General features: G+C 69.7%; 20 protein-coding genes. 9 read left to right on the top strand and 11 right to left on the bottom strand.

Annotated elements, in window-relative coordinates:
• Positions 1–73: 73 nt before the first annotated feature.
• The gene (locus QH276_RS18140; protein WP_280406823.1) at positions 74–2,023 is read left to right on the top strand and encodes a cytochrome c oxidase assembly protein; all 1,950 of its coding nucleotides are present in this window, start codon (positions 74–76) and stop codon (positions 2,021–2,023) included.
• Here the strand turns inward: QH276_RS18140 and QH276_RS18135 are convergent.
• The gene (locus QH276_RS18135; RefSeq protein ID WP_280406822.1) at positions 2,012–4,291 is read right to left on the bottom strand and encodes a heavy metal translocating P-type ATPase; all 2,280 of its coding nucleotides are present in this window, start codon (positions 4,289–4,291) and stop codon (positions 2,012–2,014) included. The genes QH276_RS18140 and QH276_RS18135 overlap by 12 nt on opposite strands.
• Before the next feature lie 175 nt (positions 4,292–4,466).
• On the opposite strand from QH276_RS18135, the gene QH276_RS35545 reads away from it, so the two are divergent.
• Positions 4,467–4,688, top strand: coding sequence for a zf-HC2 domain-containing protein (locus QH276_RS35545; protein ID WP_432278651.1), 222 nt, complete (start codon positions 4,467–4,469; stop codon positions 4,686–4,688).
• Positions 4,689–4,709: 21 nt separating this feature from the next.
• Here QH276_RS35545 and QH276_RS18125 read toward each other — a convergent pair whose 3' ends face one another.
• The 8 genes from QH276_RS18125 to QH276_RS18090 form a co-directional block, all read right to left on the bottom strand.
• Entirely contained in the window at positions 4,710–9,008 is a 4,299-nt protein-coding gene (locus tag QH276_RS18125; protein WP_280399516.1) for an AMP-binding protein, read from the bottom strand.
• Entirely contained in the window at positions 9,005–9,226 is a 222-nt protein-coding gene (locus tag QH276_RS18120; RefSeq protein ID WP_280399515.1) for a phosphopantetheine-binding protein, read from the bottom strand. Before QH276_RS18120 ends, QH276_RS18125 begins: the two co-directional genes overlap by 4 nt.
• A gap of 76 nt (positions 9,227–9,302) precedes the next feature.
• Positions 9,303–10,829, bottom strand: coding sequence for an AMP-binding protein (locus QH276_RS18115; RefSeq protein WP_280399514.1), 1,527 nt, complete (start codon positions 10,827–10,829; stop codon positions 9,303–9,305).
• Positions 10,826–11,395, bottom strand: coding sequence for an FcoT family thioesterase (locus QH276_RS18110; RefSeq protein ID WP_280399513.1), 570 nt, complete (start codon positions 11,393–11,395; stop codon positions 10,826–10,828). Before QH276_RS18110 ends, QH276_RS18115 begins: the two co-directional genes overlap by 4 nt.
• Positions 11,392–12,279, bottom strand: a complete 888-nt coding sequence (gene scoE, locus QH276_RS18105) for a (3R)-3-[(carboxymethyl)amino]fatty acid oxygenase/decarboxylase (RefSeq protein ID WP_280399512.1) — start codon at positions 12,277–12,279, stop codon at positions 11,392–11,394. The genes QH276_RS18110 and scoE overlap by 4 nt, the downstream gene beginning before the upstream one ends.
• Positions 12,280–12,445: 166 nt before the next feature.
• Entirely contained in the window at positions 12,446–13,279 is an 834-nt protein-coding gene (locus tag QH276_RS18100; protein WP_280399511.1) for an ABC transporter ATP-binding protein, read from the bottom strand.
• Positions 13,276–14,253 (bottom strand): FecCD family ABC transporter permease, encoded by a 978-nt coding sequence (locus QH276_RS18095; protein ID WP_280399510.1) that lies wholly within the window; start codon positions 14,251–14,253, stop codon positions 13,276–13,278. Before QH276_RS18095 ends, QH276_RS18100 begins: the two co-directional genes overlap by 4 nt.
• A gap of 76 nt (positions 14,254–14,329) precedes the next feature.
• Positions 14,330–15,406: an ABC transporter substrate-binding protein gene (locus QH276_RS18090; protein WP_280399509.1), complete on the bottom strand. Its 1,077-nt coding sequence runs from the start codon at positions 15,404–15,406 to the stop codon at positions 14,330–14,332.
• A gap of 186 nt (positions 15,407–15,592) precedes the next feature.
• On the opposite strand from QH276_RS18090, the gene QH276_RS18085 reads away from it, so the two are divergent.
• From QH276_RS18085 to QH276_RS18075, 3 genes are all read left to right on the top strand, one after another.
• Positions 15,593–16,192: a hypothetical protein gene (locus QH276_RS18085; protein WP_280399508.1), complete on the top strand. Its 600-nt coding sequence runs from the start codon at positions 15,593–15,595 to the stop codon at positions 16,190–16,192.
• 296 nt (positions 16,193–16,488) lie between these two features.
• Positions 16,489–17,112 carry a sigma-70 family RNA polymerase sigma factor gene (locus tag QH276_RS18080; RefSeq protein ID WP_280399507.1) on the top strand — a complete coding sequence of 208 codons (624 nt, stop codon included), beginning with the start codon at positions 16,489–16,491 and terminating at the stop codon, positions 17,110–17,112.
• Positions 17,113–17,227: 115 nt separating this feature from the next.
• Positions 17,228–17,971: a DsbA family protein gene (locus QH276_RS18075; protein ID WP_280399506.1), complete on the top strand. Its 744-nt coding sequence runs from the start codon at positions 17,228–17,230 to the stop codon at positions 17,969–17,971.
• Positions 17,972–18,102: 131 nt separating this feature from the next.
• Here QH276_RS18075 and QH276_RS18070 read toward each other — a convergent pair whose 3' ends face one another.
• Positions 18,103–18,663 carry an SRPBCC family protein gene (locus tag QH276_RS18070; protein ID WP_280399505.1) on the bottom strand — a complete coding sequence of 187 codons (561 nt, stop codon included), beginning with the start codon at positions 18,661–18,663 and terminating at the stop codon, positions 18,103–18,105.
• 155 nt (positions 18,664–18,818) lie between these two features.
• Between QH276_RS18070 and QH276_RS18065 the strand changes: the two genes are divergently transcribed.
• Positions 18,819–19,457, top strand: coding sequence for a TetR/AcrR family transcriptional regulator (locus QH276_RS18065; protein ID WP_280399504.1), 639 nt, complete (start codon positions 18,819–18,821; stop codon positions 19,455–19,457).
• 229 nt (positions 19,458–19,686) lie between these two features.
• A complete protein-coding gene (locus QH276_RS18060; RefSeq protein WP_280399503.1) occupies positions 19,687–20,037 on the top strand; it encodes a DoxX family protein in 351 nt (116 codons plus the stop codon).
• Positions 20,038–20,116: 79 nt separating this feature from the next.
• Here QH276_RS18060 and QH276_RS18055 read toward each other — a convergent pair whose 3' ends face one another.
• Positions 20,117–20,467, bottom strand: a complete 351-nt coding sequence (locus QH276_RS18055; RefSeq protein ID WP_280399502.1) for a DUF6463 family protein — start codon at positions 20,465–20,467, stop codon at positions 20,117–20,119.
• A 28-nt stretch (positions 20,468–20,495) separates the two neighbouring features.
• Here QH276_RS18055 and QH276_RS18050 point away from each other — a divergent pair, with 28 nt between their 5' ends.
• Positions 20,496–21,107: a TetR/AcrR family transcriptional regulator gene (locus QH276_RS18050; protein WP_280399501.1), complete on the top strand. Its 612-nt coding sequence runs from the start codon at positions 20,496–20,498 to the stop codon at positions 21,105–21,107.
• A gap of 158 nt (positions 21,108–21,265) precedes the next feature.
• Positions 21,266–21,778, top strand: a 513-nt coding sequence (locus QH276_RS18045; RefSeq protein ID WP_280406821.1) for an AMP-binding protein, incomplete at its 3' end; no start/stop codon positions are given.

The following is a 21,778-nucleotide window of genomic DNA, read 5'->3' as shown; positions in this document are numbered from 1 at the left end:
TCCGCACCGATCGCGGAACCGTCCGCCCGATCCATCCGACTACCGATCGGTGGCGGATGTCGGGACAGACAGGATGGACCTCGAGATGATCTCGGCGCGGACAGTGTGGTTCGGCACGGTGGTGTTCTCGGTGGCTGCGGCGGCCGGGGCTGCGATAGCGGCCGGAGAAATGCCCTATACCGCGGCAGGGACCGCGTTCCCGGGCCTTGCCCAGGCGATCTGCTACACCGTGCTGCGGGTGCTCGCCATGATGGCCGGCGCCGTCACGCTGGGCGCGCTGGCGTACACCGTGTGCTGCACCGCGACCACCGGCCGCGGACGGGTCGGCGTGGACGGGTACGCGGGACTCCGGGTCGTCGAACGCGCCGCCACCGCATGGGCGGTGGCGGCGGTCGTCCTGGTCCCGGTCACGGCGGCGGATATCGGCGGTTCGACAACTGTGGCGTTGTTACGCGACGGCACCCTGGTCCCCCTGCTGGAAGCGAGCGATAAACCCAAGGCATGGGTTGTGGTGGCGCTCTTCGCCACCGCGGTCGTGCTGATCGCCCGATTGTCGCTGTCCTGGCTCGGTGCGGCGACGGCGCTGTTGTTCGCCACGATCGGCATACTGCCGCCGGTACTCGTGGGCAATGCCGGCGAAGGTCCCGGCCACGACCACGCGACCGGGGCGGTAGTGCTGTGGCAGCCGGCACTCTCGGTCTGCTGCGGACTGCTCTGGTGTGCCGGTGCGCATCTGCGGCGCGGGGGTGCTCACCGGAACACCGTGATCCGGCGGACCCGGCTACTGACCGGAGCGTGTCTGTCGGTGGCCACGCTCACCGGCGGGCTGCTGATCGCACTGCTGGTGCCGCCGGATCAACTGCTGACCACCGGCTACGGGCGCCTCGTACTCGGGTCGGCGGCCTTCGGCGGCCTGGCCGCCGTACTGGTGTGGCAGGCCGGCCGGAGGCGGGCGCGGGCCGCGGCGCTGTTCACCGTGGCCGGGGCCGCGGCACTGGTCGCGGTGGCGGGTGCGGCCACTGCGGGAGTACGCCCGGCGCCCGCATTCGAGCAACGCCGGTTCACCGCGCACGAGGCGTTCATCGGCTTCGATATCGTGGATCCGCCGACCGCGTGGCGGTTGCTCACCTTCTGGCGGTTCGATATCGTCCTCGGCACCGCGGCGCTGGCCGGGATCGTCCTCTACGCAGTGGGTGTCGTGCGGTTACGTCGCCGGGGTGACACCTGGTCGGCGCGACGCACCCTTTCGTGGATCCTGGGTTGCCTGAGTCTGCTCGTGGCGACCTCGTCGGGTATCGGCGCGTACGGATACGCGATGTTCAGCCTGCACATGATCACCCATATGGCGTTGAACATGGTCGTCCCGGTGCTGCTGATCCTGGGGGCGCCGATGACCTTGCTGCTCCGGGCGGTGCCGGCCGCCGGCCGTGGCGAATTGCGCGGTCTGCGTGAGGGGTTGCTCGAGGTGGTGCATTCCCGGCTGAGCGCTGTGCTGGCGCATCCGGGCTTTTCCATTCCCGTGTTCGTGGTGACGCTCTACGGGTTGTACTTCACCTCGCTGTTCGAGGAGCTGATCGGCTATCACTGGGGGCACGTGCTGATGAACGTGCATTTCCTGATCGTCGGCTATCTGTTCTATTGGGCCGTCATCGGTATCGATCCGGGCCCGCGCCGGCTCCCGCATCTGGGCCGGCTCGGTATGTTGTTCGCGATCATGCCGTTCCACGCCTTCTTCGGTGTTGTCGTCATGTCGAGCACGTCGGTGATCGGCGACCGGTTCTACACGAACTTGCAACTGTCGTGGGGTATCGATCTGCTGGCGGATCAGCATGCCGGCGGTGGTATCGCCTGGGTGGCCGGCGAGGTTCCGGTATTGATCGTGGTCGGCGCACTGCTGACCCAGTGGGTCACCCAGGATCGGCGGACCGCCGTACGTACCGACCGGAAGGACGATACCTACGGCGATTCCGACCTCGAGGCCTACAACGCGATGCTGGCGGAGCTGGCGCGCTCACGCGGATGACTCGACGGCCCGGCGGCCGTTCCCGCTCGTCCGGTCCCGGCGCAACCGCAAGCTGTTGGTGACCACGAAGAACGAGGAGAACGCCATGGCCGCCCCGGCGATCAGCGGGTTGAGCCAGCCCAGCGCCGCGACCGGGATCGCGACCACGTTGTAGCCGAAGGCCCACAGCAGGTTCACCCGGATGGTGCGCAGGGTGGCGTGCGCCAGTTCGACGGCGTCGGGCACAGTGTGCAGGTCGGGCCGCACCAGAATCACGTCGGCGGCCGCGAGGGCGACGTCGGTGCCGGTGCCTATCGCCAGCCCCAGATCCGCCGTGGCCAGCGCGGCCCCGTCGTTGATGCCGTCACCGACCATGGCCACCCGGTGCCCGGCCGCCCGCAACTGCGCGATCCGGGCCACCTTGTCCTGCGGCAGCAGCTCGCCGTACACCGCGCCGATGCCGACCTCGTCGGCGACCGACTGCGCGGCGAAGGTGTTGTCTCCGGTCAGCATGACGGTTCGCAGGCCCAGCCGGTGCAGCCGGGCCACGGCGGCGGCCGCCGACTCCTTGACCGTGTCGGCGACCGCGAGCACGGCCACAACGGTCTCGTCCACTGCGACGAACACCGCTGTGCGCCCCGCCCGGGCATGTCCGTCGAGTTCCGCGGCCAAGGACGCCGGTGGCACACAGCCGAATTCGGCCATCAGCCGGCCACGCCCGACCAGGATGTCCCGGCCTTCGACGCGCCCACGAGCGCCGAGCCCCGGAAGTATCTCGAACGCTTCGGCATCCGGGAGCTCCCCCGCCCGCCGCGCGGCCTGTGCCACCGCCGCCGCGACAGCGTGCTCCGACGCGGCTTCCACTGCACCGGCCAGTCGCAACACCTCCGCCTCGCCGATTCCCTCGGCGGTGACGCCGACAACGCGCATCGACCCGTTGGTGACGGTTCCGGTCTTGTCGAACACGACCACGTCCACATCCCGGGTCGCCTCGAGCGCCCGGTGACCCTTGATGAATATCCCTGCCCGGGCGCCGCGGCCCGAGGCCACCATCAATGCGGTCGGGATGGCCAGGCCGAGTGCGCACGGGCAGGCGACCACCAGCACCGCGATCGCCGCGGCGCCCGCCGTATCGGCCCCGTGGCCGAGCAGCAGCCATGCCGCGAAGGTGAGGGCGGCGATCACGAAAACGAAGGGGACGAAGATCGCGGATACCCGGTCCGCGATGCGCTGCATCCGTGCCTTGCCCTGTTGCGCCTCGTCGACCAGGCGGATCATCGCCGACAGTGCGGTATCCGGGCCGACCGCCGTCGCCTCCACGACAATGCGCCCGGTGAGCGATACGGTGCCGCCGGTCACCCGGTCACCCACGGCGATCTCGACCGGTATCGACTCGCCGGTCATCGCACCGGCGTCCAGGCTGGTGGCTCCGCCGATCACCGTGCCGTCGGCGGCGACGGTCTCTCCAGGCCGGACGAGAAACCGCTGGCCCGTACTCAGTTCGGCGACCGGCACCGTGATCTCACGCCCGTCCCGGGTCAGGACGGTGACCTCGTGGGCCGCCAATGCGGCCAGTGCCCGCAACGCGCCGCCCGCGGCGCGTTTGGCCTTGGCCTCGAAATAGCGCCCCGCCAGGACGAACGTGGTGATCCCCGCGGCCACCTCGAGATAGATCGAATCGCTGGACCAGATCGCCGCCCAGACGCCGTCCGGGGTTTCGGTGCGGGCCGGGCTCAGGTACATGGTGTGCAGTGACCACAGTGTCGCGGTGAGCACACCGACGGAAACGAGTGTGTCCATGCTCGCCGCGCGATGCCGGGCGTTGGCGAGTGCACGCCGGTGGAACGGTGCGGCCGCCCACAGCACCACCGGAAGCGCCAGGCCGGTGAGCAGCAGCTGCCAGCCGCCGAAACGAGTACTCGGGATGAACGCGAACATCACCGACAGATCGGCCAGTGGGAAGAAGGCCAGCAGGGCGACGAACAACCGCCGCCGCAGATTCGTGACCTCCGTGTCCTCGGCACCCGTATCGGCGAAAGCGGGACGCTCCGGTGGGATCGGTTCGGCGGAGTAACCGGCGGCGGCGACCTCGTCGCACAGCCGGGCAGCAGTGATCACCGGGCCGGCATCGACGGTCGCGGTACCGGTCGCGTAGTTGACGGCCGCGGTGACGCCGTCGATCTTGTTGAGCCTGCGCTCCACCCGGGCGGCGCAGGCCGCGCAGGTCATGCCGCCGACGGCGAGGCGGATACGGTTGCGGTGCCCGGCCGCGAGGGTGCCCGGTGGCATCGGCATCACCGCGCCGTTCCGCAGAATCGGCACGGCCCGGGCAACGGACGGATGATCGATGGGTTCGGCACGATCGAGCAGTCGGATGACGGCAGCGCATGGTTCCGCGCCACTCGCGTGATCCCGGCGACAGCAGGTGGTCCCGTAGTGCGAGAATCGGCGCGTGGAATGCTCGGTGGCACGGGAATCGCTGTCCGCTCGGCTCGACGGCGAAGCCGGGCAGGTGCCGGCAGCCAGGCTCGACGAGCACCTCCTACAGTGTCCGGCGTGCCGCCGATGGTCGGCGGAGTCGGCGGAACTGGCCCGGCGCACCCGCCTCGCCCAGGGCCCGCCGGCGCCCGATCTGACCGACCGTATCCTCGCCTTCGCACCGGAACCGGCCCCGCGACCGGGGTGACGCGAACGCGAACCGGAAGGCTCATTCTCTACGCAAACCCAGCAGCTCGACTACTTCGGCGACGCTGCGCGCGGGAAGGACGGCCGCATAGTCGGACGCCCAGTCCCGATCGAAGCCGGCGAGCTGGATATCGCACCAGCGGAGCACCGCGCTCCGGCGCGGCACGGGCAGCACACCGGAGGCTGCGACCAGCTCCCGCCAGCGGTCCAAGGGAACGGATTCCGCCGTGGTCACCGCGCCGAGCACCTCGGCGATAGCGACCGGCTCCGGCCCGGACAGATCGAGAATGCGCGGCGAGCGACCGGGTGGCGGCGAAGCGATCACGAGACGGGCGACGTCGTCGGCGCGAACCATCGGTTCGCGCAGCGTGGTCCGCGGCACCGCCCCGACGGACTCCGCGGCCGCGACCAACTCGTGCAGGAAATCCCCGCGCGCACCACGAGAATCCGCCGGATGCGGCAGAATCCGGCCCGGGCGGGCGATCGTGGCCGCAACACCGAATTCCTCGGCGGCCGTCGCGAGCAGGTGTTCGGCGACCGATTTGCTCTGCGCGTAACCGGTGGGCAGCGTGGACGGTTCGCCCAGTCCCCCGCGCGGGCCGGCGGCGGTGGCGGTGGATACCACGGTGAGTGCGGCCCCGGTCCGGTACGCCAGACGCACCAGCGCGGCGGTGGACTCCACGTTGGCCGACCGTAGGGCACTGTAGGCCCGGACCGCGCTGATCTCGGCCGCGCTGTGCACGATCCGGCTCGGCGGCGCAGACGCGGCCGGGCTCGCGGCGAATTCGGCGAGCGGCAGGGTGACCACGCGCACGCGTCCCGATTCCCAGGCGGTATCGAAGGTATCCGGATCGACGACGGCCGTGCACGCGGCACGCAGCCGTTGGCGGGCGTGCTCGCAACCGGCGGCGCGTACCGGCACCACCACGTCGTCCTGCGTGGTGTTCAAGAGTTCGGCGAGCAGATAGGCACCGAGGAACCCGGTTGCGCCGGTCAGCAGCACCGGGCCAGTGGATGCGGGTGCTGCGGCGGTGGGGCTCTTCCGCCTAAGACCCTGTGCACCAGAGGAATCCACCGGCGACCCGTGCCGATCGCCGGCGAAACCCGCCCGATGAGACGCGCGTGCACCGGTACGATTCCCCCGGAAGGTGGCGCGTTCACCGGCGCCGACCGCCCACCCGGCGGCGCGTACACCGGCTTGCTCCGCCCACGGCTCGCTACACGCACCAGCGAGTTCCACCCGGAGAGCGGCACTTTCGGCGGCGAGATCTGCCCGCAGAGAGGCGAGTTCGGCAGCGAGGACCGGACCGTTGTGACGATCGTCGCCCATCGGCGCGGCCAGTGCCGCCGCGGTGGGCCGGGCGAGTACGTCGTCGACTTCCACGGGGGCTCCCAGCGCTACGGTGAGCCGGTTCGCCACAGCGATGGTCTGCATACTGGTACCGCCCGCTGCGAAGAAATCGTCGTCCGCGGTCAAATCGTCGCGGCCCAGGATCTCGGCGAATATTGCCAGCACCTGTGCGGCGGTAGCGCCCGGCGCTTGGTCGTCCGCCGCACTCGCGGACCGGTCCGCCTTCAGGTTGCGGGTACGCGGTAGTTGCTCGACCACGCGTACGCGCGCCGGAACCCAGGCCGGGGGCAGCCGCTCGGCCAGCCGACGCCGGACCGCGGCGCACCAATCCGGGGGCCGGGTCGCGGTCACGGTGACCAGTGCGTGCAGGGCGAATTCGCCGTACCGGGTGATCATGGCGTCCCGTACGCCCGGCTCGCGGCGCAGCAGGTCTTCGATCGCGCGCACACCGACCCGTTGCCCGCCGACCTTCACCGTGCCGTCGACCCGCTCGACGAATTCCAGTGTGCCGTTGTCGAGTACCCGGACGCGGTCGCCGGTGCCGAAGGCGCGCACCACGGTGCCGGCGACCGTGATCTCGCGGAATCCGCCGCCCGGCGGCAGATAGCCCTCGGCCAGCGCCGGCCCGTAGAGGTGCAGCAGCCCGCACCGGGAGTCCGGGCCGGCGGCGAGTCGGTCCACCGCCAGCGCGGCACCGGTACCGGGGAAGAGCGCGCCCAGCGGGACCGGTGGCACCGAACCCGGCACGAGTTCGGCGCTCACGCAGGCGATCGCCGCCTCGCTGGGGCCGTAGCTGTTGTGCAGCGGCGGTCCACCGCGGGCGTGCCAGCGCGATACCAGTTCCGGTGACGCTTCCTCGCCGCCGATCACCACGAGGCGCACCGACGGCGGGACGGTGAGCGTCCCCGCCCCCACCGCCACCGCCAGTTCGTGCCAGATCGCGGTGGGCAGATCCAGGACGGTGGCGCCGGTGCGGCCCGCCAGTGCAAGCAGGGCGGCCGGGGAGCTGCGGTCGGCGGCGCGGGTGGCCACCAGTGCACCGCCCGCCGCCAAAGTCACGAAGATCTCCTCGACACTGGTATCGGCGTGTAGCGGCCCGAACTGCACCACTCGGTCCTGCGGTCCCCACCGGTAGCGCCGGATCGCGGCGCCGACGAAGACCGCCAGAGCTCCGCCGCCGACTCGGACGGCCTTGGGCCGGCCCGTCGAGCCCGACGTGAGCACCGCATAGCCCGCGCCGGGCGGCAGCGCCACGGCGGTGAATTGTTGCGCAGGAACACTTTCCGGTGGCAGAACGACAGCGGAGATCCCGGGCGCCATATCGGCCACCAGTGCGGCGAATCGCCCGTCGTGCACCAGCACCGCCGGTTCGAGCGCGGTGACCAGCTCGCGTAGTCGGTCGACCGGAAGCGTGAGATCCAGTGCGGCGTGCGCCGCTCCCGCGATCGCGATGCTCAGCACGGTGACGATATCGTCGGGTTCGCCACCCGGGACGACGGCGACCAGATCGCCGGGTTTCACACCGTGCGCGGTCAAGACGCGGGCCCGGGCCAGCGCGGCGGTCAGCAGTTCACCGCGCGTCGTGACCTGGTCGCCGTCGATCAGGGCCGGGGCGTCCGGGGCGGATCGGACGTGCCGCACGAACAGCTCCAGCGGAGGATCCGGGTGTGCGTTCGCGGGGAACTGTAACGGTACGTAGTCGATTCCGAGATCGGCGACCTGCTGCCCCGCTTCCGCCGCGACCGCCCCGATCATCCGCACCACAGCATCGGCATGGGCGTCGAGTTGCGCAGGGTTGTAGCGCCCTGGGTTGGCATCGACGATCAGTTCCGCGTCGCCGCCGCGCAGGTACACATTGATCGACAGATCCTCGACCGGTCCGGCGCTCAGGTTCCGGGCCGTCGTCGCGATACCGGGCAGGCCGAGTTCGTAATCGAAGGGCATGATGTTGACGATCGGCCCGAGCAGACTGCGGCCGGCGCCGATCAGCCCGAGTTCGGCACGCAGCCGTTCGTGCCGGTATCGCGAATGCCTGCGGGCGGCGCGCAACGACTGCCCGATCTTCACCGCCAGTTCGGTCACGGTCTCGGCCGGCTCGATGCGCACCGGCACGGCGACCGCGTTGAGCACCATGGTGGGTACCGTGGCGGCGACCGACCCGAGCCGGTTCATCATCGGCACACCGAGCACTATCTCGCCTTCGGCGAGATGGCGGCCGAGGTGGATCGCGACCGCGGCCAGTATCGACTCACCCGCGCCGTATCGGGCGCCCGCCGGTGGCCGCCACTGCGACAGCGCACGCCGGGTCCGTATCGGTTCGGGGGCGGAACGCAGCGGTCCGGCTGACGGAGTAGGCGCGCTGCGATGTGGCAGGACCGATCGCCAATATGCGCCGTCGGCGGCGCACCGTGCCGATTCGGTATAGGCCAGGTCCTCGGCGATCACCTCGACGAGTCCGCGGTCCGGGGGCGGCACCGGGGGGCCACCGCGCAGCGCCCGATAGTGTTCGGCGACGCGGCGGGCGCACTGGGCGAAACCGTAGCCGTCGAGGGCCACATGGTGGGCCCGGTGGTACCAGAGCAGTATTCCCGGACCGGTGATCAGGACCAGATGGGCGGTAGTGACCCCGGCGTAGGGATCACACGGCTGCCGCAGGTCGGCCTCCATACGCGCCCGCGCCGCGTCCTCCGGGGCAGGTTCCGCGGCGAGGTCGACGACTGTCACCGGCACCCGGTCCGCCGGATCGATAACCTGTCGCGGCCCGGAATCGGTGTGTACCAGCCGGATACGTTGTGCTTCGGTATCGGTGATCATGCAGCGGACAGCGGCGGCCCACAGGTGCGGGTCGACCGGCCCCCGTACCGTCAGGTACTCGGCCAAGGCGAACCCGCGCCGCTGTGGCCACAGGTGCAGGGCGTCGGCTATCCCGCGTTGCGCCGCGGTGAGCGACCACCCCGGCGGCACGGTCACAGGCCCAACCGCGGGAACCACGCGCCGAGCACCGGTTCTTCGGCCAGTTCGGCGAACCCTATCCGGAGGCCGGCCGCACGCCAGCGCTCGATCAGGGTGGTGAGCCGTAGTGAATCCAGTCCGAGATCCGCCAGATCGGTGTCGGCGGCCAGTTCGGCCGGCTCCACGAACAACACCTCCACGAGATCGTCGATCACTTGCTGCCGGGTCAACGCCATCCGGTCCGTCCTTTCTCACCTGGTGTACCGGGCCGGCCGCCGCGGCGCGGCCGTCCGCGACTCGCGGCACGGCGCCTCAGTTGACGCGCCGATCACGGTCGGCCCAGAACCGTTCACGCAGTTCGCGTCGCATGATCTTGCCGCTGGGATTGCGCGGGATCGCCTCGACGAAGTCGTAGCCCGAGGGCACCTTGAACCCCGCCAGCCGGCCGGTCAGAAACCGCACCAGGCCACGGGTGGTGAGTCCGGTGCCGGGCCGGGCGACCACGAAGGCGTGCACCCGTTCGCCCCAGCGGTCGTCCGGTGCGCCGACCACCGCGCAATCGTGCACATCCGGGTGTGCGCCGATGACCTTCTCCACCTCCGCCGGGTAGACGTTCTCGCCCGCGACGATGATCAGGTCCCCGACCCGGTCGCGGATCACGAGATATCCCTCGTGGTCGAGATATCCGGCGTCACCGGTACGCACCCATCCGTCCGCTGTCACGGTGGCAGCGGTGGCCGCCGGATCGGCGAAGTATTCCAGCATCTGCGCCGGGCTGCGCAGCAGCACCTCACCGGATTCCCCCGGCGCGGCAAGCATCCCGTCGGGCCGCCGGATCTGTACGCCGACACCCGGGTACGGCCGCCCGGCCGCATGCAGCAGCCCCCTGCCCGGCCGGTGATCGGCCGGTGGCAGGCAGATCGCGGTATTGCCGGTCTCGGTGAGCCCGTAGATCTGGGCGAACTCGCATCCGAACGCGTCCACCGCACGGGTGAGCAGATCGGGGCCGATCGGCGATCCGCCGTAGACGATTTTGCGCAGCGACGCGAAATCCGCCGGGCCGGTGCCCGGCTCGGTCAGCATGAGCAGCAGCATCGCGGGGACGAAACAGGAAGTGGTGACTCCGTGCTCGCGGACAGCGGCGACAGCGGCTGCCGCGGTGAAGGCGGGCAGCACGACCGTGCAGACACCGGAATTCAAGCCTTGGGTGGCCCACCACATGCCCCCGATATGGAAAGACGGGAGCGCGGCCAGGCTCACGTCCTCATCGCGCCAATCGATCCAGTCCAGTCCGGCCGCGTCGAGCAGCGACCGGACCGCGAAGAACGTCCGGTGCGCCAGCACCACGCCTTTCGGCCGTCCCGTCGTGCCGCTGGTGTACATCTGCACGATCGGGGTATCGGCGGTCGCCGGGAACGGGTCCGCGCCGGCCCCGAGTGCCCCGTCCCGCCACTGCGCATAGCCCGCGGGCTCCACTACCGGAGCGGGATACGCGCCGAGCCGGTCGGGGATATCGGTGACCGCGAGCCGGATTCCGCTGTGTTCGAGGATGTAGCCGATCTCCGCGGCGGCCAGCCGCCGGTTCACGGGTACGAGGACCGCCCCGACGCGGGCACAGCCGAACAGCAGCTCGTAGACCGCGGTCGAATCCTGCGCCAGATACAGCACGCGATCACCCACGCCGACCCCCGCCGACCCGAGCGCCCGTGCGACGGCCGCCGAGCGGGCTTCCAGTTCGGCGAAGTCCACCACACCGGTCGAGTCGATGAGGGCTGGGTGCTGTGCTCTGGTAGCGGCGTTGTGCGCCAACGCCGTCACCAGAGTGTGCGGGCCGCTCATCGGGCCGAACCGGCCGCCGGATGCCCGGGCGGGTCCACCAGCACGATCTCGATATCACCGACAGCGCTGCCGCCGGCGGCGTCGGCGAATTCCACACCGGTTCGCAGCGCGTACAGCGGCCGCGACCGGTTGCGGAACGACACCTCGCGGACGGTGAGTTCCGCAGTGTACCAGCGGGAGTCGATGGGCCGGCGGTACCGGCTGCCGAACCGGCTGATCAGGACAGACGGTAATTGCCTGGCCCAGTAGTCGTCCATCGACCAGTCCGCCAGCTCGGGGATGAGCCGATCACGAATGGCGACTGCCATGGTGTAGTAGAACAACTGGTTGTAGGAGATAGTGAACTCGACCGCGTTGAAATGCCCGGTGTCCGCGATATAGCAGCTCCGGTCGATCGCGAATTCGCCCACGCCGACCACCGATTCGCCGCGCCGGGCGGCATGCGCGCGCTTCAGATAGACCGTGTCCGTGCGTGCGTACGGGCGCATGGCCCGGGTCAGCAGCGCGATATCGTCGGCTGTCGCGTCGGAGACGGCGACGGCGGGTGCTGAATCGGTGGCGGTCATGCGGCTTCCTCACCGGTGAGTGGAAATTCGTCGAGTACGGTCACCCGGTAGGACTCGGTGGGCTCGTTACCCGGGTTGTGCAGGGCGCGGTGGATGAGCGCGCGGTTGTCCCAGAGCACGAGATCACCGGGCTCATAGGGCTGGAGGAAGATATTGGGGTGGGTGTAGCTGTCGTCGAGCTGCCCCGATTCGGCCAGCAGATCCGACAGCAGGGTGCCCGGCAAGGCCCGGCCCCCGGCATCCTCGATCGCGTAGGTGAACGCCTCGGAGAGATAGAGCAGGCGCTCGCCGGTGACCGGATGCCGGAGCACAGTCGGCCGGCGCTGTGGCGGTGTCCGTTGTTCGACCTCCGCGATCACCTCGCCCAGTGGGCGGAACACGTCTTCCGGCCGGATCTTGACGTAGCGGCGCGCACTGTGCAGGCAGTAGGTGTTCTCGATCGCAGTGCGCAATCCCGGACTCAGGCGCTGATACGCCCGAGCCATATCGATGAAGTAGGTGCCGCGGCCGGCGGCCGGTAGGCGCTGCGGATAGAAGCAGGTCACCGCGAACGGTTCCGGCATGAACTGATAGTCCGCATGCCAGAACGCGCCGGTTTTCGGTACGCCCACCCGACCGGTGCCGCGGTCGATGTTCGAGGAGACGAAAACGTATTCGCTGCGGGGATGGTGGTACATGGGCTCGTAATAGGCGACCGGGGTACCGAAAGCCGAGCCGAGCGCCACGAACTCCGCGATATCGAGCGCCTGTCGTTTGAGAACGACGATCTTGTCGTGGTACACATGCCGCCGAAGTATCGCCACCTCATCCGCAGTGACCGCCACCGACGAAAACTCGTGCACTTCGATACCACGACCGTCCTCGGTCCGGGTCTCGATCCTCATACGTCCTCCTGTCCGGTTGCGCGGTCACGGCATTGCGCCCCCGCGGGCAGTGACGCGACGTCCGGACCCAGGTCCGTTGCCGGCTCACCAGAGCAGTCGGCCCCACCCGGCCCGTGGTTCCCGGCGGAACGCGGAAGGACTGTGCCGCAGCTCACCGGTCCCGAGTTCAGCAATCGCTTTCCTCTGGGCACCGAGCGATGTCGTCCGGCAGGCCCAGCACCACATGCGGCCGTCCGGTGAGCGGATTGGTCAGCACATGTGCCCGCACCCCGAAGACATCGAGCAGCAGCTCCGGGGTGAGCGTCGTCGCCGGGTCCCCGGCGGCGGCGACCCGGCCGGCCGCGAGGACCACAACGTGGTCGGCGTAGGCCAGCGCCTGGCCGATATCGTGCACTGCCAGCACGATCGTGGCGTCCAGCTCCCGGAGCAGCCGCAGCAGCGCGAGCTGGGCACGGATATCGAGATGATTGGTCGGCTCGTCGAGCAGGATCACCGGCGCCTGCTGGGCCAGCGCCCGCGCCAGCAAGACCCGTTGCCGCTCCCCGCCCGACAGCCCGGTGAACGGCCGGTCGGCGAAAATATCGACACCCACCCGCCGCATGGCCGCCAGCACGATCTCCCGGTCGCGGCGTGAATCCAGCTGCAAGTACTTCTTGTGCGGGGACCGCCCCATCGCCACGATCTCCCCGACCGTGAAATCGGCGGCCGCCCCTTGATGCTGGGTGACCACCGCCCGGGTCCGCGCCATCGCCTTGACGGGCGAGCGCCAGACATCGCGGCCATCGATCAGCGCCACCCCGGCTGCCGGTTTGCACGCCCGGTAGACCGCTCGCAAAAGCGTGGACTTCCCGGAACCGTTGGGGCCCACCAGCGCGGTGATCCGGCCCGGCGGCGCGGTCAGACCGACGGCGTCGAGAACGGTCGTACCGTCGATATCCACTCGCAACCCGGTCACTTCCACCGAGGCGCCCGGCGATTCCGCCTTTCCGTTACCGGTCATACGGCACCTCCGGACCTGCTGCGCTGGAGCAACCACAGGAAGAACGGCCCGCCCAGGGCGGCGGTGAAAATGGTCAGCGGATATTCGTTGGGCGGGTCGACCGCCCGCGCGGCGAGATCGATGAGTACGAGGAACGCCGCCCCCAGCACCGCGGCCACGGGAAGCAGCCGCCGATAGTCCGAACCCGCCGCGAACCGGGCGATATGGGCAATGATCAGCCCCACGAAACCGACTCCGCCCGCGACGCTCACCGCCAGTCCGGTGAGCACCGCGACGATCACGATGAGCTGGATCCGCAGCCGGTTCACGTCGACGCCGAGCGCCACGGCATCGTCGTCTCCCATGGACAGCGCATTGAGGCCATGTCCCTGCACCAGCAACCAGCCCAGGCACACCGTGGCCAGGACCGCGGGCACGGCCAGCGCATCGAGTTCGGCGCCGGCGACGCTGCCCATCATCCAGAACAGGATGCCCCGGATCTCCGCGGGTTCGGAACTGAGCTGGATCAGGCTCGTCGCGGCCGCGGCCACCTGCCCGACCGCCACTCCGGCCAGAACGATACGCGGACCGGTGAACTCACCCTGATGCTGGGCGAACAACAGCACCAAGAGCAGCGCTCCGATCGCACCGAGAAACGCCGCGGCCGGAACGCCCAGATTGCGGATCCACAGGGCCGACACGGAGGACATGACCGCGACCGCGGCCAGCGAAGCGCCGGAGGACACCCCGAGGACGAACGGGTCGGCCAGCGGGTTGCGCACCATCCCCTGCAGTACCGCGCCCGCGACCGACAGCACCGCGCCGACCAGCACCGCGGCCAGTACGCGGGGAACGCGCAACTGCCACACGATCATCGAATGCAACGCATCCGGTGCCGCACCGGATCCCAGAACCTGGTAGCGGATGGTCGCCCAGACTTCCGGAACGGGGACGTGCACCGACCCGAGCGCGACACCGGCCAGACAGGCCAGCACGACCGCGGTCGTGCCGCCGGCCAGGACCACCCCGAAGGGAAGCCGCCCCGACCTCTTCCAGTGTGTGCGAGCGTCGTCAGAAGGCGTCGGGGTGGGCGGCCCGGGCGATTTTGTCGATCGCGTCGGCATTGGCGGGCCCGAGATAGATGCCATCGGAAACCTTCACATAGGTCTTGTTCTTCGAGGCGTTCCACTGCGGATACGCGGCGAACAACTTCGCGGCCTCCGCGTCGAGATCCTCGCCCGGCCGGTACGCGCCGATCACCAGAACGTCCACCGGCGCGGCGGCGAGTTGTTCGGCGCTGAGGTTCCCGGTGAGATCCCAGCCGCCGTCGGGGAAGCTCGGTTCGCCCCCGGCGGCGCGCACGACGGAGTCGTAGATGGCTCCGGAGAACACCGCCGGCAAGCCGTTGGCGTTCATCACACTCATATCGGGGAACGCGATCAGCATCTGCTTCGGATCCCGGCCCGCCACGGCGGACTTCGTCGCTTCGATGCGATCGCGCAGTCGTCCCGTGAGGTCGGCGGCACGGTCGGAGACACCGAACACTTCGCCGATCAACTCGATGAACTCGAGCGAGGACTCGGTGGACCCGGTGCGGTACTTCTGCTCCTCGGCCGGTGTGACGTTCCCCGGCTTGCCGTAGGCGCAGTTGACCGGGTTCACCAGCGTGCGGATACCGGCCTGCTGCAGCATCTCCCGGCTCGCGAAGCCGAACCTGGGATCGAAGCCGCCGGACCAGGTGGATACGACCAGGTCCGGGCGCAGGGCCAGGACCTGCTCGGCCGGGACATCGGCGGCCTCGTTCAGGGTCAGGTCACCTCTGGGCAGCGCATCGACTTTCTCGGCCATACCCGGAATATCGGAGACACCGTAAAACTGTGTATTGGCGGCGATCGTCTTCTCGAGCCCGAGCGAGACGAACGTCTCCGCCTCCCCCACCGATGCTCCCTGCAGGATCAGTACGCGCGAGGGCGGCCGGTCGAAGGTCTGCTCGAATCCGCAGTTGTCCACGGTCACCGGGTATCCGGCCGGTATTTCTCCCGCGCTCACGGACTCCCCGGAGCCGGAGGTGCCGCATGCCCCCAGCAACGCGGTACCCGCGAGCAGCAGTCCGCACAGCGCCGGCCGCGAAAGCCGTTGTGTCTTCACGCCGCATACCCACCTTCCGTGGCTCACCGATCGCGGGCCGGCGGCCCACTCCCCGCAGTAGTCGCGCACCGGGCGTCGCCGGTTCCGTGGTGTGACTCACAATGTCGCGCTCCGGCCGCAGCAGTGCGCACAAGAGCCCGCCCCGCCCGGCCGCCCGGCCGAAGGGGTGCGAGGATGGACGGCACCATGACCAGTCCCGCGCACCGCTCGCCGCTCGCCCGGGCGTGCCGTGCGTGGGTTTTCGCGCTGATCTGCGTTCTGCTGTCGGCCTCCGGGCACACACTGACCTCGGCGCACACCCTTTCCCTGTCGACGCTGACTGTCGCCACCGCGTTCGTCGCGGCTCTCGCCTGGGCGGTCACCGACCGGCAACGCGGACTTCTCCCGATCACGGTCGGCTTGCTGGCCGGTCAGGGCCTCCTGCACCTGTGGTTCGCGGCGGATCCCACCAGCGGGCACACGGACCACGCCGCGGCCGCCGGCCCCCCGGCCGAGGCACCCGTTCCCGCCATGCTGGTGGCGCACTGTCTGGCGGCGCTGGTGTGCGGTGTCTGGCTGTGGTGCGGGGAACGGGTCGCGTTCTCGCTCGCCGCGGCTCTCTACACCCGCATCCTGGTCCCGCTGCTGCTGCGACTGCCGGCCGCCCGCCCCACGATGGCGGTTCGACCGGTGGACACAGCGGACGAACCGGCGGTGACGGTCGAGTTCCTGCGGCATGCAGTGGCGCGCCGCGGCCCGCCCGGATACGAGAGCGTCCTCTTTTCCCAACCTGCCGCAACGGCGTGACTGCGGGCCGGGCCCCTTCTACGGAATCCATGGGCGCCCGGTGCTTCCGAGCTTCGCGGCGGGTATACGTCACCGGCGCAGCGCCGGCGGTGACGTGACCTCCTGATGTCCGTGCCGCACCCGCGTGGTGAATGCGTGTACGGAATCGGCGTGATCACGGTGCCGTTCACGTCTGCGTCCCGATCAGAAGCTTGCTGTGATGGACAATCTGCATTTCCTGTTACCCGGGTGCGGGCATTCGGCCTGTCTCCCACCCGATCCGGCGCCGCCTTCCGGCCGTCGCCCGGTGGTCACTCATGCCCACGGATGACCACCTGACCGCGCTGGCTCTCGCCGCGGGGGCAGGCGACCGGACCGCGCTGGCGGAATTCGTCCGGTGCACCCAGGCCGATGTGTGGCGCTTCGTCGCACACCTCACCGATGTCCAGTCGGCCGACGACCTCACCCAGGAGACCTTTCTCCGGGCGATGGGCAGTTTGCCGCGTTTCGCCGGACGCTCGACCGCACGTACCTGGCTGCTGTCGATCGCCCGGCGCGCGGTGATCGATCGACTGCGCACCGCCTCGGCGCGGCCCCGGACCACTGGCGGTGCGGACTGGGAAACAGCGATCGAGCAGCGGCGCGACCGTCACGACACCGACGTGGGCGAGGAGATGGTCGTCGCCGATTTTCTGCGTCATCTGCCCGCGGATCGCCGCGAGGCGTTCGTGCTGACCCAGATCCTCGGGTTGACCTACGCCGAGGCCGCACACGCCGCCGATTGCCCGGTCGGCACGATCCGGTCCCGGGTCGCACGAGCCCGGGAAACCCTGGTCGAACTCTGGCGTGGTATCGATGCCGATGCCGCGGTGGTCTACGCCTTACCACGGGACTCCCCGCGCTCCGGCACATCCTCCGTCTCGCTCGCCCCCGCGCGGTGACGTTATCCGCGTGGTGGATGCCGCCCGGGTCCACCACGCGGTCCGGCCGCCACGCCGCGACCCGGACGGCAAACCCTCATCTACCCGACACCCATGTCCAGGCAAGGAGCCCTCGGTGAACACACGAACGAAACGCAAGAACACACTGGCCGCGGTCGAGCGGCAGGACCGCACCCGCCGAATCCTGGTCCAGGTGGCTGTGGCCACCGTATTGGTCGGGCTCATCGCGGCAATCGGAATCAATGTGGCCGTCAAGCAATCCGCACGCGACGATCCCGGACCGACTCCTGTCATCGCTGCGCAGCCGGGCACCGACCCGGCCGGGATCACCGTGAGTATCACCGCGTCCGGTGCGATCAGAGTCGGCACACCGTCCGCGGCGCGAACCGTCCGGGTAGTCGCCGACCTGCAATGCCCGGCCTGCCGGCGCTTCGAGGCGAGCTACGGGCCGCTGCTGACCGATGCGGTGAACGCGGGCACGGTCGCGGCCGAATACGACATCATCGCTTTCCTCGACCGCGCCTCGTCCACCGAGTACTCGAGCCGAGCCGCCAACGCCTCGTACTGCGCTGCCGAAGCCGACCCCACCCGCTACCCGAGCTGGCTGCAGACCATGTTCGAGCACCAGCCGGCGGAAGGCGGCGAGGGCCTGCCCGACAGCACGATCATCGACATCGCCGAAGGCGCCGGCTACTCGGGTCCGGCATTCGCCCGCTGTGTCACAGACCGGACCTACCGCAAATTCGTCCGAGCCCACACCTCGGCGGTTCTCGACAGCGGAATCCGGTCGACACCGTCGGTGTTCGTCGACGGTAGCCCGATCGACCCCGCGCAGCTTCCCGCGACGATCGGATCCTGACCCCCTATCGGCCGCCCGCTCCTCCTGCGGTACGCCGGAATCGTGTTCCTCTACCGAGCCCGCCCGGCCGAGGCGATCCGGGGCTGCGGCCGGTCGTCGATACGCTTCGTTCCGGGATCGCCCCTGCGCCGCTAGCTCGGACCGGTGTTCACCGACGAGGGGCGCACATCTACGGAAGCCTGCTGCGTGGCCGGTGGTTTCCGGCCGACGGTGTATTCGGCGAGCCGGCGCAGCAGACGGACCCGGTTGCTCCATCGGGCAGGTCGGGCCACGGCGCCGGTGAGGGTTTGTTCCGCGCGGTCCAGGCTGTCTTCGAGGCAGGCGTCGTGCAGCCGCCGGAAAACCAGGGGCCAGGTCAGCCGGGCCGGGCCGCGCGCGTCCATGACGAGCAGGTTGACCAGCTCGGTGCCGTGGGAGGTGGGGTGGACGGTGAATTCGTGGAAGCCGTGGAAGCCGCGGGGGCCGGTGAAGCGGAAACGCACCCAGCGGCCGGGCACGTAATGCTCCACGGCATAACGGATCGGGCCGTGCCCGCCTGCCGCGCCCTCGCCGAGTGGCCGGTCGAACAGCATCGGGGGCCAGCGGTGCGTGGGCCAGAGCGCGTCGTTCTCCCCGGCGAGGGTATCGAGTAGTGCGCCTACTTCGCTCGCCGATGCGGGCAGGTGGCGGCGGTGGATGTTGATATCGGCCACGGTTCGGGTCCTTCGTTTCGGGTGGCACGGCGTGGCGGTCTGCCCGAGGCGCGTGGACGCGTCGAGCCCGCACCCGAGACGGGTCCGGTGGAGCGGCCCGCAACACCGTTATAGAGATTTGTCTCTAAAAAGTATTAGAGCATACCCTCCATTACATGGGAAGGCCGCCGAGATATGACGCCGACCGGCTTCTGGACGCCGCCGCCGATCTCCTCGCGAGCGGCGGGCCGGCCGCTGTCACCATGTCGGGAGTGGCCAAAGCCGCCGGCGCGCCGAGCGGGTCGGTGTATCACCGTTTCCCGGATCGGCCCGCGCTGCTGGCGGCGCTGTGGGGTCGTGCGCTGCGGAGGTTCCACGGCGAACTGCTCGCCGCGCTGAGCCGCGGAGAACCGCGGGAGGCGATCGTCCACGGCGCCCGCGTGAGCCTGGAGTGGGCCAGGCGCCATCCCCGCGACGCGCGCGTTCTGCTGGCGGGTGCGCGCGAACTGGACGAACGGAGCTGGAGCGAGCCGGCCCGCGCCGCTACCGCCCGAGCGAACGCCGCACTGCACAACAGGCTGGCCGCGCTGATCGAGGGCTGCGCGGAAACCTCCCCCGACGCAGCCGACCGGATATTTCTCGCGGTGATCGATCTGCCCTATGCCATGATCAGGCGATACCTGGGTGCGGGCCGGGAGATACCGGCCCATGCCGCCGATCTCGCCGAGCAGGCCGCAGCGGCACTGTTCACCATGCGGCGGACCCGCGACATTCCTGGCCACACCCCCGGCCCGCCGTCCTCGCCGGGCGCTTAGGCGAGGCGACCCCCGCAGCAGACATGTCCGGTACCGCCATCCGAGTGAGATGGCTCATATCGACCAGACATTTTCCCGGGCTGCGTCGTCTTACCGCGGGAGCAATCCGGGATCCGCCCGGTTGCCGGCGGAAGGGAGGCTTCATGACCTGTCATGGGATCTGTGGTCGCCTCCGTCCATCGAGAATCGGCGGGGCGGACGCGCCCGCCGATGAAAGGGTGTCGCCCATATGCAGATCACTTACCTTGTGGTGACCGTCTCGGTCATCGTCGCCAATGCCGGGATGGCGGTCGCCGATTTCGCGCGTGCGAAGTTCGTTCTCGCGAACTCCGCCGAAGTGCATGTTCCGCGGCCCTGGCTGCCCTGGCTGGCCACCGCCAAGCTGGCCGGGGCCATAGGGCTGCTGGCCGGGATGCTCGGTGCGCGGCCGGTGGGTATCGCCGCCGCGGCCGCGCTCGTTGTTTTCTTCGTCGGCGCTGTCGTCTTCCATATCCGGGCCCGGGTGTACTACAACATCGTCTTTCCCGGCGCCTACCTCGCCGGCGCCGTTGCCGCACTCGGCCTGATCGCGGTGCAGTGAAGTAGGCGATATCCGCGCACGGTTCCGCGCCCGTGCGGGGAGACGATCGGTGTGGCCGGGCCCGTCGATCGGTGTCGATTCAGGCGATCGGTACCGCTGGCCCGGCCGCCGATCGGCGCAACCGGCTCGCCAGGCCCGTCGCGATCGGAACGACCAGCGTGGTGAACCCGGAGAGCGGATACACGGCGAGCCCGAACCCCGCGATCGCGATGAGTGGGGCCAGCGCCATCCAGGACAGCCGGCCACGAATGCGTTCGGCATCGATCAGTGCGAGCCCATAGGCCACCGCCACGACGCCGAATCCGGTGAACCAGAAGGACAGTTCCATCGGCTCGTCCGACGTCGCCCACTGGACGGCACCCAGCGCGGTGTGAATCGCGCCTATGGCGGTGACGAGCAGCCCTGTCCACGGAATGGTTTTTGAATTCATATTTCAAAACTAGGCGCTAAGGTGAGGTGTGGCAAGACCTCGCCTCTTCACCGACGACCAGGTGCTCGACGCAGCTCGCGACGTCTTGGCCGATCCCGCCGTCACCAGGCCGACGATCGCCCACATCAGTGCGGCATCCGGTATCCGCACCGGCTCCATCTACCTGCGTTTCGCCTCCCGGGACGAGCTTTTGGCCCGCCTGTGGTATCGCTCGATCAAACGTTTTCACGGCGGCTTGCTGGAGGCGCTCGCGGGCACCGATCCACTGATCGACGCGGCGCTGCACATACCGCGTTACTGCCGCGCCCACCCCACCGAAGCGCGGGCCATGAAGATGTACAACCGCGATCAGCTCCGGCACATCGGTTCCGAGGACTTACGGCACGCCATCGTGCATATCAACGACGATATCGACGCGGCCCTCGTCGCCGCGGTGCGGCGAGATCTCGGCACCGCCGAACCCGCCGCGCTCGCGGTCGCCGAAGCCGCGGTCAAGGCGATTCCCTACGGGCTGGTTCGCGACAATATCGCCGGGGCACGACCGATTCCGGAATGGATCGACGACGCCGTCCGGGCAGCAGCAGCCGCGGTGCTCGCGGAATGTGCGCCGCGTCGCGCAGACCTCGGTGCGGCACAGTGACCTCCGGTGGTTTCCGCCGGCAGGTGGCCCCTCGCGAGAAGCCGCTTCCCAGGTTTTGTGCGCGGTGCACTATGGGTTCGGCAGATGCTGGTGTGCGGGCCCGTATCCCGGTGGGGTGCCGATGGTTAGCCTGAGCCTGTCGCTGACTACGGAAGTTGATGAGGGCTGTGTCGGGAGCCATGGATCATCTGGTCTGGCGCCGGCGTGCGGATGATGCGCTGTGCGTGACAGACCGGAATCGAGAGTGGACCTATCGTGAGTTCACCGCATGTGTCGACGCGGCGGCCGCGCAGTTGGCGGCCGCGGGTGTACGAGCGGGCAGTGTGGTCGCGATCGTGATGGCGAATTCCGCTGAGCTGCTGATGGCTCTGATGGCGGTATGGCGGGTGGGTGCGGTGGCGGCGCCGGTGGACCCGGCGGCCGGGCGGGCCCGGGCGGAGCGCGAGGTCGGCGCTGTCGGCGCGGTGCTGGTGCTCGACGATATGCCGGTTCCCGGCCTGCCGCGTCGGCTGGGCGGGGCGTCCTGTATCTCGGCGGAAGGGCTGGCCCCGGGGGGGGGCGGGGGGGGGGGGGGGGGCCCCCGGGCCGGGGGGGGGGGGATAAGGGGGGGGGGTTTGGGGGGGGGGGGGGGCGGCGCCCGGGGGGGGGGGGCCCCCCCCCCCACGGCGGGG

Source organism: Nocardia carnea (assembly GCF_029869215.1).
Taxonomy (GTDB): domain Bacteria; phylum Actinomycetota; class Actinomycetes; order Mycobacteriales; family Mycobacteriaceae; genus Nocardia; species Nocardia carnea_B.
Note: the sequence above shows the minus strand (reverse complement) of the source record. Positions and strands in the feature narration are given on the sequence as shown.